Consider the following 15,417-nt stretch of genomic DNA (forward strand, 5'->3'; position numbering starts at 1 on the left):
ACGGACAATGAATTCTATCGTGGGAAGAGGGGCCGGGCGGCTGCGGCAGCGGGTCCGGACGGAGCGCATCGTGCTGTCGGAGCGTGTGCGGCATCACCTCGAAGGGGCGGGGATCGGGCTGGCGATCCTGCTCGGCCTTATCGTGCTGATGGCGCTGGGCAGTGTCTTCCCGGGATAGGGGGGCGCCGAGGGGCAGACGGAGAGAGAGAGACAATGACAACATGTGCATTTCATCAGGTCGATGTCTTCGCGGCGGCACCGCTGAAGGGCAATCCGCTGGCCGTCGTCGCGGGGGCGGACGGGCTGGATGACGGGCAGATGGCGGCCTTCGCGAACTGGATGAACCTGAGCGAGACGACGTTCCTGCTGAAGCCCACGCGCCCCGGCGCCGACTACCGGGTGCGCATCTTCACGCCCGAGGAGGAACTGCCCTTCGCCGGTCATCCGACCCTGGGGTCGTGCCATGTCTGGCTGGCCATGGGCGGCGTGCCGCTTGGGCGCGATGTGGTGCAGGAATGCGGCGCCGGGCTGGTGACGGTGCGGCGCGACGGCGACGGGCTGGCCTTTGCCGCCCCGCCCCTGCGGCGCGCGGGGCCGGTCGGGGCGTCGGACCTGGAAACCGTCATGCGTGGGCTCGGCCTGTCCGCCGACCGGGTGGTGGCGGCGAACTGGGTGGATAACGGCCCCGGCTGGCTGGGCCTGATGGTGCGCGACCGGGCGGAACTGCTGGCGCTTCGGCCCGATTCCCAGGCCCTGGCGGGCTGGGCCGTGGGGCTGGTCGCGCCGTGGGATGCGGCGCGCGACGGCGATGCGGCCCAGTTCGAGGTCCGGGCCTTTACCGGCGGCGCCGCGGTCTTCGAGGACCCGGTGACCGGCAGCCTGAATGCGGGACTGGCAGCATGGTTGATCGGCGCCGGCCTGGCCCCGCCATCCTATGTCGCCAGCCAGGGAACGGTGCTGGGGCGCATGGGGCGGGTCCGGGTGGCGCGGGACGAAGCCGGGATCTGGATCGGCGGCGAGACCGTGACCCGGATCGCCGGGCAGGTCACGCTGTAGCCCTTATTTCGAGCCCTTAGAGGCTGTTTCAAAAGCTCCGATAGTGAGCGGAAGCGTGGCGCCAGCCACGCGTCTGGCGGTGGTTTTCGAGCATCGGAGCGGAGCGGCCTTGATGGCCGTGAGCACCGAAGCGCAGGAAACCGCCGTCAGGCCGCCGCTAGCGGGGCTTTTGAAACAGCCTCTTATTTCGGGTTGTGCAGCAGCAGGACACAGCCGAACAGGATGAACAGCGCGCCGCTGGTCCGCTGCATGCGGCGGCGCCAGGTGGCGCGGGACAGCACCGCCGCCAGCCGGGCGCCGCTGCCGGCATAGACGAGGTACCACAGCACCTCCACCACCGCCGAGGTCGCGATCAGCAGCGCGTATTGCGGGGCCTGTGCGGCGGCGGGGTTGACGAATTGCGGCAGGAACGACGCCGCGAAGACGATCGCCTTGGGATTGCTGGCCCCGACCAGGAACGACGTGCGCAGCGCGGCATGCCAGGCCAGCGGCGGCACGGTCGCGCCCTCATCCCGCGCCGTGGGGGCGTGGGATAGCCAGCCGCGCACGCCAAGCTGGATCAGGTAGAGCGCGCCGGCCCATTTCAGGATCGCGAACAGGATGGGCGATGCCGCCAGCACGGCGCTGAGCCCCAGTGCCGAGGCCGCCATCAGTGCGACCAGCGACAGCAGGCAGCCCGCCATGTCCGGGATCGTCCGCCGCACCCCGTAGCGGATGCTGGCGGTCATGATATGCGTCATGTTCGGCCCCGGAATGGCCGACAGCAGGAACACGGCGTTGAGGTACAGCAGCCACGATTGCAGCGTCATGACGGGGCCGGGTTCCTATGCCGCGTCGGCGGTGGCGAGGGCGCGCAGATCGGCAACCAGCATGTCCACGCGGGCGATTTCGGAATCCCACGCGAACATGAAGCGGGCGCTGCCGCCGATGAAGGTGTAGAACCGCCAGCCCCGCGCATGCAGCCCCTCGATCAGGGAATCGGGCAGTTTCAGGAACACGCCGTTGGCCTCGACGGGAAACATGATCCCCACCCCCGGCAGGCCCTCGACCTGGTTCGCGAAATGCCGGGCGCAGGCATTGGCGTGGGCGGCATGGATGCGCCATGCGCCGGTTTCGAACATTACCGCCCACGGCGCGGACAGGAAGCGCATCTTGGATGCAAGCTGTCCCGCCTGCTTGCAGCGGTAATCGAAACCCTCGGCCAGCGCGCGGTCGAAGAAGATCACGGCCTCGCCGATCGCCATGCCGTTCTTGGTGCCGCCGAAGCTCATGACGTCGACGCCGGCCTGCCACGTCATCTCGGCCGGCGAGCAGCCCAGGGTTTCGATGGCATTGGCGAAACGCGCGCCGTCCATGTGCAGCCGCAGCCCCAGTTCGCGGCAGGTGGCGGAGATCGCGCGGATCTCGTCCAGCGTATAGACCTGCCCGGTCTCGGTCGGCTGGGTGATGGTCACGGCCTTGGGGCGCGGGAAATGGATGTCGGTGCGGCCCAGCACGAAGCCCCGGATCGTCTCCGGCGTCAGCTTGCCGTTGGTGGTGCGGCCGACCAGGATCTTGGCGCCGTTCGAGAAGAATTCCGGTGCCCCGCACTCGTCGGTTTCGACATGGGCGATGTCGGCGGCGATGATGCTTTCGTACGACTGGCACAGCGACGCCAGCGCCAGCGAATTGGCGGCCGTGCCGTTGAAGACGAAGAACAGTTCGCAATCGGTCTCGAACGTCCGGCGAAAGGCGTCGGCCGCGCGCAGCGTCCACGGATCGTCGCCATAGGCGGTGGCGGAGCCGCGATTGGCTTCTTCCATCGCCCGCAGGGCCTCGGGGCAGATGCCCGCGTAATTGTCGCTGGCGAATTGCTGTGTCTGGGGCATCGTGATCGCTGCCTTTCCTCGCTTGCTACAGGCACCACGAGGATCGATGACTTGAGGTAGCGGTCCGTTTTTTGCCGGATCGGCCACATCTTCCCGGAACGGGAACGCCACCTTGCTCGGATGCAGGTTGGTGCCGGGATGGCCCGGCTCTGGATGCGGCGCGCACCATATCGCAGCACCCTGGCGGCGGCAAGCGAGGCATCGGGGCGCGAAAAACGCATGCCGCAACGCCGGCAGCGCCCCTCGCACCCCCGTCTTTTCAGGCGCGATAGCGGCTCAGGGCCAGGTCCTCGTGCGCGATGTCGGGCTTGCGGGCCGAGAGGATGTCGGCCAGCACCCGGCCCGAGCCGCAGGCCATGGTCCAGCCCAGCGTGCCGTGGCCGGTATTGAGGTACAGATTGTCGATGGCGGTGGGGCCGATGATCGGCGTGCCGTCGGGCGTCATGGGGCGCAGGCCGGTCCAGAAGGTGGCGGCGGGCACGTCGCCCGCACCGGCGAACAGGTCGGTCAGCGAATGTTCCAGCGTCGCCCGGCGCGGGGCGCGCAGCGTGGTACTGAAGCCAGCCAGCTCGGCGGTGCCGCCGACGCGGATGCGGTCGCCCAGCCGGGTGATGCCGATCTTGTAGGTCTCGTCCATCACGGTGGAGACCGGCGCGCGCGCCGCATTCACGATCGGGGCAGTGATCGAATAGCCCTTGACCGGATAGATCGGCAGGTCGAGCCCGAGGCTCCGCACCATGGCGGGTGAGAAACTGCCCAGTGCCAGCACGTAAGCATCGGCATCCATCCGGCCCCGGCTTGTCTCGACGCCGGCGATGCGGCCGCCTTCGCGGTGCAGGCCGCGGATCGTGGTGTCATACAGGAAGGTCACGCCGCGTTCGGCCGCCATCGCCGCCAGGCGTTGGGTGAAGATGTGGGCGTCGCCCGTCTCGTCGCCCGGCAGGCGCAGGCCGCCGACCAGCTTGCCCTGGGCCGCCGCCAGCCCGGGTTCGGCCCGCACGCAGCCGGCGGCATCCAGCAGTTCGTACGGCACCTTGTACTGGTCCAGCACGCGCAGGTCCTCGCCGAGATGGTCCAGCTGCTTCTGCTTGCGGAAGACCTGCAACGTGCCCTGCTGGCGGTCGTCATAGGCAATGCCGGTGCTGGCCCGCAGGTCGGCCAGCACGTCGCGGCTATATTCCGCCAGCCGGACCATGCGGCCCTTGTTGCGGTCGTAGGCGGCGCTGGTGCAGTTGGCCAGCATCTGCGCCAGCCAGCGCCACTGGTGCGGGTCGGCCATCGGGCGGAAGACGAAGGGGCGATAGGCCATCATCAGCCAGCGCACGGCCTTGAGCGGCACGCCCGGCCCGGCCCAGGGCGAGGAATAGCCGGGCGAGACCTGGCCGGCATTGGCGAAGCTGGTTTCCAGCCCGGCCGCCGGCTGCCGGTCGATGACCGTGACCGCGTGTCCGGCCTGCGCGAGGTACCAGGCCGAGGTCACGCCGACCACGCCGCCGCCGAGAATGATGATCTTCATGATTGGGTATCGGGTCCGCTCAGGAGAGGGCCACGCCGTCCGCGACATAGGCGCGGTGGTAGCGGTGGCCCAGGGAAGTGAGGATTTCGTAGCCGATGGTGCCGGCGGCGCGGGCGACCTCGTCGACCCCGTGCTGCGGCCCCAGCAGGTCCAGCATCGCGCCGGGGGCGGTCAGGGGTTCGGGCGCGTCGGTGATGTCGACGGCCATCGAATCCATCGAGATACGCCCGACGATGGGCAGGGACTGCGCGCCCAGCCAGGCGCGGCCGTCGTGCGCGACGCGGCGCATGATGCCGTCGGCATAGCCGGCGGCGATGGTCGCGATCCGCCGCGTGCCGGCCGGCCGGTAGGTCAGGCCATAGCCCACGCCGTCCGTGGGGCCGACGGTGCGGGTCTGGAGAATGCGCGCCTGCAGCCGTACGACCGGGCGCATCGGGTTGGGGGCGGTGGCGTTGGGCGCCACGCCGTACAGCGCGGCACCGGGCCGCACCAGGTCGAAATGGAATTCCGGCCCCAGGAAGATGCCCGACGAGGCGGCCAGGCTGAGCGGCCGCGCCGGCAGGCGCGTGCACATGGCCAGCAGGCGTTCGCGCTGATGGGCGCTGGCCGGGTCCGACGGATCGTCGGCGCAGGCAAGGTGGCTCATGACCAGGCACCGATCGATGCCGCGCCAGCCGGCGGGGTCGGCGTCGATTCGGTCCAGATCCTGTTCCGACAGGCCGAAACGGGACATGCCGGTATCGAACTGCACCGCCGCCGGCAGGGCGCGGCCCAGCTCGTGGGCCAGGGCGCGCCAGGCGCCGATCTGCTCGACGCTGTTCAGGACCGGGACCAGGTCGTGCCGCACGCAATCGGCCTCGGCCCCCGCCAGCGGCCCGTGCAGGACGAAGATGCGGCTGGTGGGGGCGACATGGGGACGCAGGGCAATGCCTTCGTCGATATGGGCGACGAAGAAGGTGCGCGCGCCCGCCCGCTCCAGCATCGGGGCGACCCGTGCCGCGCCCAGCCCGTAGGCGTCGGCCTTGACCACCGCCGCGCATTCCGCGCCGGCCGCGAGGGCGCAGACCGTGCGGTAATTGGCGCGGATGGCGTCCAGGTCGATCGTCAGGGTCGCGCCCGCCCGGGCACGGGGCCAGCCGGCCTCGGACAGATGGAGGGCGGAGAGGGAATGGGGCATGGACGGCGCGGCCTCGACCGGTCAGGGCAGGGAAAGTGCGCGACCAGCTTAGGCCGCCTTCGGCTGATATTTCCTGCCGAATGACCGCACGATCTGTCGCCAGGGCGCGGAATGTGCAATTCTCTGCGCCGGAATGGCATGATCTGCCAGGGTGGTTGCCGAAGCATGATAGAGTCCGATTCGAAACAAAAAACCGACCGGGGGATGGACCGGGCGACCGAGGCGATTCTGCGCCATCTGGGCCAGGACGGGCGCATGACCAATGCCGACCTGGCGCAGCGGGTCGGGCTTTCCCCTTCGGCCTGCCTGCGCCGGGTGCGGCAGTTGGAGCGGGCGGGGGTGATCCGCGGCTATCGCGCCATCATCGACGAACGCGGGCGTGAGGGGACGACGATCGTGATCGTGCGGATCACGCTGGACCGGCAGACCGAGGAATGTTTGCGGCGGTTCGAGGCCCGGGTCAGGACCTGCCCCGACGTGCGCCAATGCTACCTGATGACGGGCGACGCCGATTACCTGCTGCATGTCGCGGTGCGCGACGCGGCGGATTACGAGCGCATCCATAACGAGGAACTCTCGCGCCTGCCGGGCGTGGCACAGATCCAGAGCAATTTTGCCATTCGTCCTGTCGTCTGGCGGTAAGGGGGGCGCGCATGCCGGACCAGGTGGAAACCGCCATTCCCGACAGCCATCGGGCCCAGCCGGTGGAACTGGATCGGGACGACACCGTGCGCCGGGCCGTGGTGCGGATCGCCCGCGTCCTGCGCGACCATCTGGAGGCCAACCTGCCGGTGGCGATGGATGGGCGGAATGTCGAGGGCGTGCATCAGGTGCGCGTGGCCCTGCGTCGCTTTCGCGCGCTGCTGGGGCTGCTGCGGCGGGATTATCCCAGCGCGACGCTGGACGAGGCGGCGGCGCGGGCGCGCCTGCTGGCCCGCACGGTCGGCGAGGCGCGGGACTGGGACGTGTTCCTGCTGGAGACGCTGCCCGGCCTGAGCCCGCTGGGGCGGGCGGGGATCAATGTGGCCGGCCTGCTGCTGCCGCGGGCCAACCCCCTGCGCGATGCCGCCTATGACCGGGTTGGGCAGGTGCTGGGCGGCGCGGATGCCGAATGGACCCTGCACCTGACCGACCGCCTGGCCGAAGGCGCATTGTGGGACGAGGCCCGGTCGCCGGCGGGGCTGAAGGCGCTGGAGGAACCGGCGGCCGATTTCGCCGCCCGCCACCTGGCGCGCCTGCATCGCAAGGCGCGGCGCATGGGGCGGGGGTTCGCGCACCTGACGCCGCCGGAGCGGCATCAGGTGCGCCTGGCCCTGAAGAAGCTGCGCTATGCGTCGGAATTCTTCGTCACGCTGCATGCGCCCGGCCAGGCGGGCAAGCCGTATCTGCGGCGCCTGGCGGCGGCGCAGGCGGCGCTGGGCATGGACAGCGACGTCCTGACCACGGGGCGGCTGCTGGAGCGGTTCGGCGGCGAGACGGGCGGCGAGATGCGCCATGCGGTGGGCGCGGTAACGGGCTTTCTGTGCTGCCGGCAGGATGCGACGCATGAAGCGGCGCACCGGCACTGGCGCAAATTCCGCCGCACCCCCGTCTTCTGGGAGGCATGAGGGCCGCGCGAGAGGATACGCGCGGGGGCGTCATCGGGCTGTCATGAACTCTTCACGGTGCCGTCGTTGCCTCCGGCGGGAGAGTATGGTCATAAACCCGCGTTTCCGCCGGCATGCCGCCGCCAGAAGGAAAGCCATGTCATGATCAAGTCCGAAATCGTCGAGATCGATGGCGTGTTCGTCGGGGTCGTCATCCAGTCCCGCCACGGCACGCGCGTCTTCCGGGCCATCCATGAATGGCTGCGCCCGCTGAACGGGCAGATCATGCTCTCCCTTCAGGATGCGCGGACCGTGGCAGCGGGCCTGTTCCGCCGCCAGCGCGTCGTGGCGGCGCTCGCCGCCGCCTGAGGGCCGGCACGGGCGCCTTGCGCCCGGCGGCGGCATGAACCAGCCGCCTACACGCCCTGCACGATGACGACGCGATAGGACGCGCCTTTCCAGCGATGCTGCACCACCGTCTGGTAGGCCGGGCTGTCGTACCATGCCTGCGCGGCCTCGACGGTGGGGAATTCCAGGATCACCACGCCTTCGGGGGAGGTGCCTTCCAGGACCTCCTGGGCGCCGTAGGCCGCCAGCACCTTCAGGGGATGGCCCTCGAAGGTCGGGGCGACCGCCTGCGAATAGGCGTCGAGTTCGGCCTGGTCCCTGGTGGATTCGCGAGTGAAGACGATATAGGCGGTCATGGCCTGTTCTCCTGTGGGTGGGCAATGGTGCCATGGCGGCCGGATTCCGGCCAGCGGCGTCATGCCGTGATGGTGGGCAGGGAGGGCAACGCGAGACAGGCGGGTTCCGGCCCGACGGATCGCCGGATCGTGAAAAGACGCGATAATGGGGGCAGGCTTCGCATTGGCGGCAGGCCGGATGGGCGGCGCCGGACGCATGAGACCCGCGCGATCCGCGCCATACGCGGCGCCCGATTTTCCCGCCATTCTGTCCGCGATCGCATATCGCGGAAGGATTCGTGGACATGGGCAGGGTTTCGGAGCCGCAGGGCCAGCGGGAGGAGGGAAGAAAAAGGCTCCTGGCGGCCCATGTGCCGCAGGCCCTGTCGCGCCTGCGCACCCATCATGCGCTGGAAGAGCGCGGGCACGACAATATCGTGCGGGTGGGCCATGCCGACAGGGCGTGGTCGGATTTCTACCACCATGCCCTGACGATCCGCTGGAGCAGCTTCTTCTGGTATGCCCTGGCCAGCTACGTGCTGGTCAATACCCTGTTCGCGCTGCTGTACATGATGGTGCCCCGGCAGGTCGCCGGTACGCGGCCGGGCATGTTCTGGGATTATTTCTTCTTCAGTATCCAGACTTTCTCCACCGTCGGCTATGGCGTGATGGCCCCGGTGGGGCCGGCCGCGCATGCGATCGCGTCGTGCGAGCTGCTGGGCGGCATGATCCTGAACGCGGTGGGCACCGGGCTGGTCTTCGCCCGTTTCGCACGCCCCCGGGCCCGGGTCATGTTCAGCAACAGCGCCCTGATCCGCAAGGACGGCGAGACATCGCATCTGAGCGTGCGCGTGGCGAACCAGCGGCTGAGCCCGATCCTGTCGGTCGATGCCGAACTGTTCCTCTCGCGCCTGATCGTCCAGCCCAACGGGCGGCTGGCCCGGCAGTTCGATCCGCTGGTGCTGGTCCAGGCCCATATTCCCGTCCTGCGCTTCACCTTCTCGCTGTTGCACGTCATCGACGACCACAGCCCCCTGCACGGGCTGACGGTCGAGGAACTGCGCAAGGAAGAGGCGGAAATCGTCCTGACCGTGACCGGAACCGACGAGGTTTCGGGGCAGAGCGTGTTTGCCCGCACGGCCTACGGGTTCGACCGGGTGCTGTACAATCACCGTTTCGTCGACATTATCGACGCGTCGGCCGACGGCAGGATCACGGTCGACTACACGCGCTTCCATGCGACCGAGGGGGAGTGACCGGGCGGCCGCCGCCCCCCGGCGCGTGATGCCGCCAAGCACAAGAATGCGACGTTGAATTTACCCGCTTGTCTATTTCGATGGACAGGTGCCTGATCGCGCAAATGCTTGCATTTGGAGATGAGCATGCGCACGACCGGGAAAACCGGCTTGGTTGGTACAGTTGTCGGGGTTACTTGTATTTTCATGCTGGCCTGCGTCGTCTTCGTCGCCGCCAGCGTCACACGCGTCGTCCGTCACGAGATGGAACGGGCCGAGACGGTCAATCTGCGCGGTGCCATGCGCGCGGCCGTCGCCATCCTGGAGCGGGACCTGCCGGGCGTCCACGTGACATGGGGGCCGGATGACAGCGTCAGCCGGATCACGGCCGACGCCCTGCCGGCCCGTTTCGGCAGCGATTCCATGGTCGATGCCATCGGGCGCGTCGTGGGCGGCGGCACGACGCTGTTCGTGCTCGACGAGACCGGCCGCGATCTTGTCCGGCGCACCAGCAACATCAGGGGGGCGGACGGGCAGCGCGTGGTCGGCACGCCGCTCGATCCCGCCGGGGCGCCGTTCAGGGCCGTCATGCGCGGCGAGGCGTTCGAAGGCGTGGCCCAGGTTCTGGGGGTGCCGTACTACACGTTCTACCTGCCGATCTTTTCCGCGCAGGGCGGCAGGGTCATCGGCGTGGACTCCGTCGCGATCATGGCGACGCGCGTCGATGCCGTGATCGACCATGTCGTCTGGACGATCATCGAGGTCGCGGGTGCGATGCTGGTGCTGAGCGCGGTGTTGATGAGCATCGTGACCGTGCGCCTGATGCGGCCGCTGCCGGTCATGACGCGGGCGATGAAGGCCCTGGCGCGCGGAGAGCGCGACACCCCGATCCCCTTTGCCGGCCGCCGGGACGAAATCGGCGCCATGGCCAAGGCGGTGGAGGTCTTCCGCGTCGCCGCCATCGACAATGCCCGGCTGGAAGAGGAAAGCGCGGCCGCCCGCCAGGCCGAGATCACCCGGCTGGAACGGCAGGCGAAGGCCGACGAGGAAGCCCGGGAGCGTGTGCGGATCGTCACCAGCGGACTGGCCGATGCGCTCAGCCGGGTGGCGCAGGGCGACCTGTCCTTCCGGCTCGAAACCGCGTTTTCGGAAGAATTCGAGGGCCTGCGCAACGATTTCAACCGGTCGGTCGAGCAACTGGCGGGCACGTTCTCCTCGGTCTCGCGCGCGGTGGACGCGATCGATAACGGCTCGCGGGAACTGGCGAGCGGTGCCGACAACCTGGCCAGCCGGACGGAGCGCCAGGCCGCGTCGCTGGAGCAGACGGCCGCTTCCGTCGGCGGCATCGTGGAGAGTGTCCGCATGGTGGCGGGCCGGTCGGAAGAGGCGCGCAAGATCGGGGCACAGGCGCGGGAATCCGCATCGCGCTCGGTGCAGGTCACGGGCGAGACCGAAGAGGCGATGGGGCGGATCGAGAGCGGGTCGAAGGAAATGGCGTCGATCGTGGACGTGATCGATAATATCGCCTTCCAGACCAACGTGCTGGCGCTGAACGCCAGCGTGGAGGCGGCGCGCGCGGGCGAGAGCGGGCGCGGCTTCGCGGTGGTGGCGACCGAGGTCCGCGCGCTCGCGCAGCGGTCGAGCGAGGCGGCGAAGGATATCCGCGCCCTGATCCGCCGCTCGGCCGAGGATGTGCGCGAGGGGGCGGACCGGGTCAACACCAGCGCCGAATCCCTGAAGACGATCGCGCATTTCATCGCCGAGATCAGCCAGCATCTGGACGCCATCGCCCTGGCGACGAAAGAGCAGTCGTCCAGCCTGTCGGAGATCAATATTGCCGTCGGCGCGCTGGACCAGACGACACAGCAGAACGCCGCCGTGTCGGAGGAATTCAACGCCGCGTCGCGCAGCGTGGCGGGCGAGACGACGCGGCTGGCCACGCTGGTCCGCCAGTTCCGCCTGCCGGCGGACGGGCGGCAGGCGACGAGGGCGCTGCGGCTGGTGCCGGGCTGATCCGCGCTGCCCTGCCTCGGCAGGGCAGCGCGCAATGGGCGTTTTGGCAATATGCTTGTCTGTTCATGTCTTTTCAGGAAACGGATTCTGATCCCCTGAAACTCCGGTCGGCCCGGCCTCCGCTCGCCGCACGGGCCGACGGGCGCCATCCGGAACGCGCCCCGCATGGCAAGCCTGCGTCCCCGCAAGGGCTGACAGCCATTTTCCGTCTTGTTCGGCGGGGGGATTGTTTGTAATCGCTCAAACCGCATAAATATCACAAAATAGTTATACGGTTTGGGTCGGTCGGCGGCCCGCGCTGTGATGCGTGGCGCCTGGAGGTGGAGAAATCTGTGCGGGGAACCGGAAAATTGGGCCTTGTCGGCAAGGTCGTCGGGATAACCTGCATCTGCATGCTGGTCTGCGTCATCTCCGTGGCCGCGAGCGTCATGGGCGTGGTGCAGGTGGATACGGAGCAGGATGCCGTCGCCAGCCTGCATGTCGGCCTGCGTGCGGCCGCGAGCATTCTGGAGCGCGACCTGCCGGGCGTGCATGTCGCGTGGGGGCCGGACGGCACGGTGCGGCGCCTGACGGCGCAATCGCTGCCGTCACGGTTCGACAGCCATGCCATGATCGATGCCGTGGGGCGCGTGACGGGCGAAATGGCGACGCTGTTCGTGCGCGACGATGCCGGGCAGGATTTCGTGCGCCGGACGACCACCGTTCTGGATGCCGACGGAAAGCGCGCGGTCGGCACCACGCTGAACCATGCGCTCGCGCCCTTTCGGTCCGCCATGCGCGGCGAGCCGTTCGAGGGCGATGTCACCATACTCGGCGTGCCGTATTATGCCGCGTACCTGCCGGTATTTTCCACGCAGGGCAGGGTGACGGGCCTTCTGTTCGTCGGGATCAGGGCGGATGACGCGGCGGCCGTCCGTCGCCAGATCATCCGCAAGATCGCCCTGGTCGCGGCCGTGATGCTGGGGCTGGGCGCGGTCGCGATGGGCTTCGTGACGGCCCGGCTACTGCGGCCGCTGCCGGTGCTGACGCGCGCGATGCAGGCCCTGGCCGAGGGGGACACGGGCGCCCGTGTCCCCTTCGCCGGCCGTGCGGACGAAATCGGCGCCATGGCCAAGGCGGTCGAGGTCTTTCGCGAAGCCGCCATCGACAATGCCCGGCTGGAAGGCGAGGCCGCCGAGGGCCGGCGCAGGGCCGAGGCGGAACGGACCGACATCCAGGCGAAGGCCGAGGCCGAGGCCAGGGAGCGCCTGCGCATGGCCACCAGCGGGCTGGCCGCCGGCCTGACCCGCGTGGCGGAAGGCGATCTCTCCTTTCAGATCGAGACGGCATTTTCGGAAGAATTCGAAACCCTGCGGCATGATTTCAACCGGTCCGTGAAGCAGCTTGCCGGTACCTTCTCCTCCGTGGCCAATGCGGTGGGTGTGATCGACAACGGCTCGCGGGAACTGGCAAGCGGCGCGGACAATCTGGCCAGCCGGACGGAACATCAGGCCGCATCGCTGGAAGAAACGGCCGCGGCGGTCGATGGCGTGACGAAAAGCGTCGTGACGGCGGCGGAACGTTCGGAGGAAGCGCGGCAGATCGGCACCCGGGCGCGTGAAACCGCCGCGCGCTCGGTGCAGATCACCAGCGAGACCGAAAGGGCCATGGGCCGGATCGAGAACGGCGCGCAGGAGATCGCGTCGATCGTGGACATGATCGACAATATCGCCTTCCAGACCAACGTGCTGGCGCTGAATGCCAGCGTGGAGGCCGCGCGTGCCGGCGAAAGCGGGCGCGGCTTTGCGGTGGTGGCGGCCGAAATCCGCTCGCTGGCGCAGCGGGCCGGCGAGGCGGCGAAGGACATTCGCGGCGTGGTCCACAGATCGGCCGAGGATGTGCGCGTGGGCGCCGGACGCGTGCAGGACAGCGGCGCGGCGCTGAAGACGATCGCCGGTTTCATCAACGAGATCGGCGGCCATCTGGATGCCATCGCCATGGGGGCGAAAGAGGAAGCCGCCAGCCTGGCGGAAATCAACGCGGCCATCGGTTCGCTGGACCGGACGACGCAGCAGAACGCCGCGGTGTCGGAGGAATTCAATGCCGCGTCGCGCAGCGTGGCCGAGGAGACGAAGCGCCTCGGCCGGCTGGTGCGCCAATTCCGCCTGCCGGAAAAACGGCATCAGGCGACCGGCGCGCGGCAGCTCCTGTCGGCCTGACCGGCCGAAATCAGGCTGCGACGTCCTGGAGCACCTCGAAACCTTCGAACACCGGTGGGCCGATCGTCAGTTTCCTGCCTTCGCCGGCCGTGGCGTGGGCCTGGCGGAACTGTTCGGACTGCGTCCAGGCGATGAAGGCATTGAAGGAGTCCCAGACGGTATGGGACGCATACAGCACATGGTCCTCGTGCCGGGGGCCCTTGAGGAACTGGAACGAGACGAACCCCGGGACCGTGCGGAGCATCACCTCGCGGTCCAGCCAGCGGCGCTGGAAGGCCTCCTCGCAATCGGGGGCAACGCGGAACCGGTTCATGGCGATATACATGATACGCTCTTTCCTTCGGACGAGGATGCGGGTCGGCGGCAGGGCGACGTTAGATAAGAATGATTCTTACTACAAGGACGGAGTCCCCGTGCGCAGCCGGCATGGGCTAGGCCGTTTTGCGCCGTTGGACTGCAAGTGATAATCATATCTATTATCATACTGATATATATGCGTTTTTATGTTTGCAATCGGGATGCGCCCGGGTGTAGGTCGATGATTGAAGGCGTTCCAACCCCCATCGGAGACGGCACATGGCCATCAAGGACCCCAAGGTTATCGAGCATCTGAACACGCAGCTCACCAACGAGCTGACGGCGATCAACCAGTATTTCCTGCACGCCCGCACGCTGCGCCACTGGGGCGTGACCCTGCTGGGCAAGAAGGAATACGAGGAATCAATCGAGGAGATGCGTCACGCCGACTGGCTGATCGAGCGCATTCTCTATCTCGGCGGCCTGCCGAACGTGCAGCGGCTGAACACCATCCTGATCGGCCAGAACGTCCAGGAGATCCTGGAATGCGACCTGAAGCTCGAGGAAAAGGCGCTCGACGACCTGCGCGAGGGCATCGCCTATTGCGAGAGCGTGCGCGATTACGTGTCGCGCGACCTTCTTCTGAAGATCCTCGATAACGAGGAAGAGCATGAGGATTTCCTCGACCGTCAGTTCGACCTGATCAAGCTGGTGGGCATCGAGCGCTACATTCAGCTGAACTCGGCCCCCGCTCCCGACCAAACCTGAGACCCTGCCTGTAAATGCGCGCTGGTGGCGATCCGGCGCGCGTTCCCTGTGCTCCGATGCTCACGGCCATACAGGCCGCTCCGCTCCGATGCTCGGGAACACACGCCGGGCGCGCCGCTGCGCGGCACTCTCGCTCACCAGCCCACATTTCCAGGCAGGGTCTTCGCGGCTGCCTGGGAAGGGGTGCTGGTGGCGGTCGCAACCGTCAGGACGCGGCTTGTCTCGGGGCGGTTCGGGGCCACAGGACGCGGGTGGTCCCGATGTCCAGATCGTGCCAGCGGGACATGGTCAGCAGGCAGGCGCCGCCGAGGACCAGCCTTTCCTCCGGCGCCCGGCGCGACCCTGCATAGGGCAGCCGGTAGCCGCTGGTCGTCAGATACTCGCCCAGCATCTTCACCGCCGCCACGAACCGGGCATGGACCGAGGGGCGGGAGAAGACGCGATACAGGGCAGCACCGATTTCCGGCGTCTGCCCATGCTGGGCGGCGGCCGTGGCCCGCAGGAAGCTCTGTTCGGTCGCCGTCAGCCGGGCGGCGCCCGATGCGCCGACCGCCAGCCCGGGCAGGCACAGATGCCCCATGCGGCCGAACGCATCCTGAAAGGCGAGCGCCATGGTGGCATGGGCGGCCCGCGCGCGCGACGGGGCGGGCAGGGCGGCCGGCCTGTCGGCCTGCATCGTCGTCCATTGTGCGGACAGGCGCCGGATGATCCGGACCGTCAGTCTCTCGCCGGGGGACAGGTCGTGAAGGCGGGGCATTGCGTCAGTCATGGGACACTCCCGATCGGCTGTTGCGCGTCGTGCGTGGACCTGACTTTAATTGAGAACGCCTCGCAATTGCAATAGTAAACGGACTGCTTCATCATGCCGTCATGACGCGCGGAAGCATGTCGGGTTTCATGAAACCCCGTGGTTTTTCGACAAAGAATCAATTCCGTGGAGGCAGGCACGCGGTGGCGCCCCGCCGCCGGGCGGGGGTAGATGCACCGATCACGCTTGCGTGAAACGACGGCGCCCCGATT

The 15,417-nt window shown here is 68.2% G+C and carries 16 protein-coding genes and 1 riboswitch; of the genes, 9 read left to right on the plus strand and 7 right to left on the minus strand.

The annotated features are described in order from the left end of the window. Positions 1–7 precede the first annotated feature (7 nt). Positions 8–178 carry a hypothetical protein gene (locus HLH27_RS14330; protein WP_182950722.1) on the plus strand — a complete coding sequence of 57 codons (171 nt, stop codon included), beginning with the start codon at positions 8–10 and terminating at the stop codon, positions 176–178. Positions 179–213: 35 nt separating this feature from the next. Next, entirely contained in the window at positions 214–1,056 is an 843-nt protein-coding gene (locus HLH27_RS14335) for a PhzF family phenazine biosynthesis protein (RefSeq protein WP_182950723.1), read from the plus strand. 182 nt (positions 1,057–1,238) lie between these two features. Here HLH27_RS14335 and HLH27_RS14340 read toward each other — a convergent pair whose 3' ends face one another. From HLH27_RS14340 to alr, 4 genes are all read right to left on the minus strand, one after another. After that, positions 1,239–1,865 (minus strand): LysE family translocator, encoded by a 627-nt coding sequence (locus HLH27_RS14340; RefSeq protein WP_182950724.1) that lies wholly within the window; start codon positions 1,863–1,865, stop codon positions 1,239–1,241. A gap of 15 nt (positions 1,866–1,880) precedes the next feature. Beyond that, positions 1,881–2,924: a threonine aldolase family protein gene (locus HLH27_RS14345; protein WP_182950725.1), complete on the minus strand. Its 1,044-nt coding sequence runs from the start codon at positions 2,922–2,924 to the stop codon at positions 1,881–1,883. Between the two features lie 57 nt (positions 2,925–2,981). After that, positions 2,982–3,086: riboswitch (SAM-I-IV-variant riboswitch) on the minus strand. 97 nt (positions 3,087–3,183) lie between these two features. Continuing rightward, positions 3,184–4,440 (minus strand): D-amino acid dehydrogenase, encoded by a 1,257-nt coding sequence (locus HLH27_RS14350; RefSeq protein ID WP_182950726.1) that lies wholly within the window; start codon positions 4,438–4,440, stop codon positions 3,184–3,186. Positions 4,441–4,459: 19 nt separating this feature from the next. Beyond that, positions 4,460–5,617, minus strand: coding sequence for an alanine racemase (gene alr, locus HLH27_RS14355; RefSeq protein WP_182950727.1), 1,158 nt, complete (start codon positions 5,615–5,617; stop codon positions 4,460–4,462). A gap of 165 nt (positions 5,618–5,782) precedes the next feature. On the opposite strand from alr, the gene HLH27_RS14360 reads away from it, so the two are divergent. From HLH27_RS14360 to HLH27_RS14370, 3 genes are all read left to right on the plus strand, one after another. After that, on the plus strand, positions 5,783–6,259 hold the full coding sequence (locus HLH27_RS14360; RefSeq protein WP_246375915.1) for an Lrp/AsnC family transcriptional regulator: 477 nt from the start codon (positions 5,783–5,785) through the stop codon (positions 6,257–6,259). Between the two features lie 11 nt (positions 6,260–6,270). Continuing rightward, positions 6,271–7,224 carry a CHAD domain-containing protein gene (locus HLH27_RS14365; RefSeq protein ID WP_220790429.1) on the plus strand — a complete coding sequence of 318 codons (954 nt, stop codon included), beginning with the start codon at positions 6,271–6,273 and terminating at the stop codon, positions 7,222–7,224. Between the two features lie 141 nt (positions 7,225–7,365). Next, entirely contained in the window at positions 7,366–7,572 is a 207-nt protein-coding gene (locus HLH27_RS14370) for a hypothetical protein (protein ID WP_182950728.1), read from the plus strand. A 47-nt stretch (positions 7,573–7,619) separates the two neighbouring features. On the opposite strand, the gene HLH27_RS14375 is transcribed toward HLH27_RS14370, so the two are convergent. Beyond that, positions 7,620–7,907 carry a DUF1330 domain-containing protein gene (locus HLH27_RS14375; protein ID WP_182950729.1) on the minus strand — a complete coding sequence of 96 codons (288 nt, stop codon included), beginning with the start codon at positions 7,905–7,907 and terminating at the stop codon, positions 7,620–7,622. A gap of 284 nt (positions 7,908–8,191) precedes the next feature. On the opposite strand from HLH27_RS14375, the gene HLH27_RS14380 reads away from it, so the two are divergent. From HLH27_RS14380 to HLH27_RS14390, 3 genes are all read left to right on the plus strand, one after another. Beyond that, positions 8,192–9,142, plus strand: coding sequence for an ion channel (locus HLH27_RS14380; RefSeq protein WP_182950730.1), 951 nt, complete (start codon positions 8,192–8,194; stop codon positions 9,140–9,142). A gap of 150 nt (positions 9,143–9,292) precedes the next feature. Continuing rightward, complete coding sequence (locus HLH27_RS14385; protein WP_182950731.1) at positions 9,293–11,134, plus strand: methyl-accepting chemotaxis protein; 1,842 nt, start codon at positions 9,293–9,295, stop codon at positions 11,132–11,134. 392 nt (positions 11,135–11,526) lie between these two features. Continuing rightward, positions 11,527–13,332, plus strand: a complete 1,806-nt coding sequence (locus tag HLH27_RS14390) for a methyl-accepting chemotaxis protein (protein WP_182950732.1) — start codon at positions 11,527–11,529, stop codon at positions 13,330–13,332. A gap of 10 nt (positions 13,333–13,342) precedes the next feature. Here HLH27_RS14390 and HLH27_RS14395 read toward each other — a convergent pair whose 3' ends face one another. Further along, positions 13,343–13,657: an antibiotic biosynthesis monooxygenase family protein gene (locus HLH27_RS14395; protein WP_182950733.1), complete on the minus strand. Its 315-nt coding sequence runs from the start codon at positions 13,655–13,657 to the stop codon at positions 13,343–13,345. A 251-nt stretch (positions 13,658–13,908) separates the two neighbouring features. On the opposite strand from HLH27_RS14395, the gene bfr reads away from it, so the two are divergent. Further along, positions 13,909–14,397, plus strand: a complete 489-nt coding sequence (gene bfr, locus HLH27_RS14400; RefSeq protein WP_182950734.1) for a bacterioferritin — start codon at positions 13,909–13,911, stop codon at positions 14,395–14,397. A 205-nt stretch (positions 14,398–14,602) separates the two neighbouring features. Here the strand turns inward: bfr and HLH27_RS14405 are convergent, their stop codons facing one another. After that, on the minus strand, positions 14,603–15,166 hold the full coding sequence (locus HLH27_RS14405; RefSeq protein WP_182950735.1) for a hypothetical protein: 564 nt from the start codon (positions 15,164–15,166) through the stop codon (positions 14,603–14,605). Positions 15,167–15,417 lie beyond the last annotated feature (251 nt).

Source organism: Gluconacetobacter takamatsuzukensis (assembly GCF_014174275.1).
GTDB lineage: Bacteria > Pseudomonadota > Alphaproteobacteria > Acetobacterales > Acetobacteraceae > Gluconacetobacter > Gluconacetobacter takamatsuzukensis.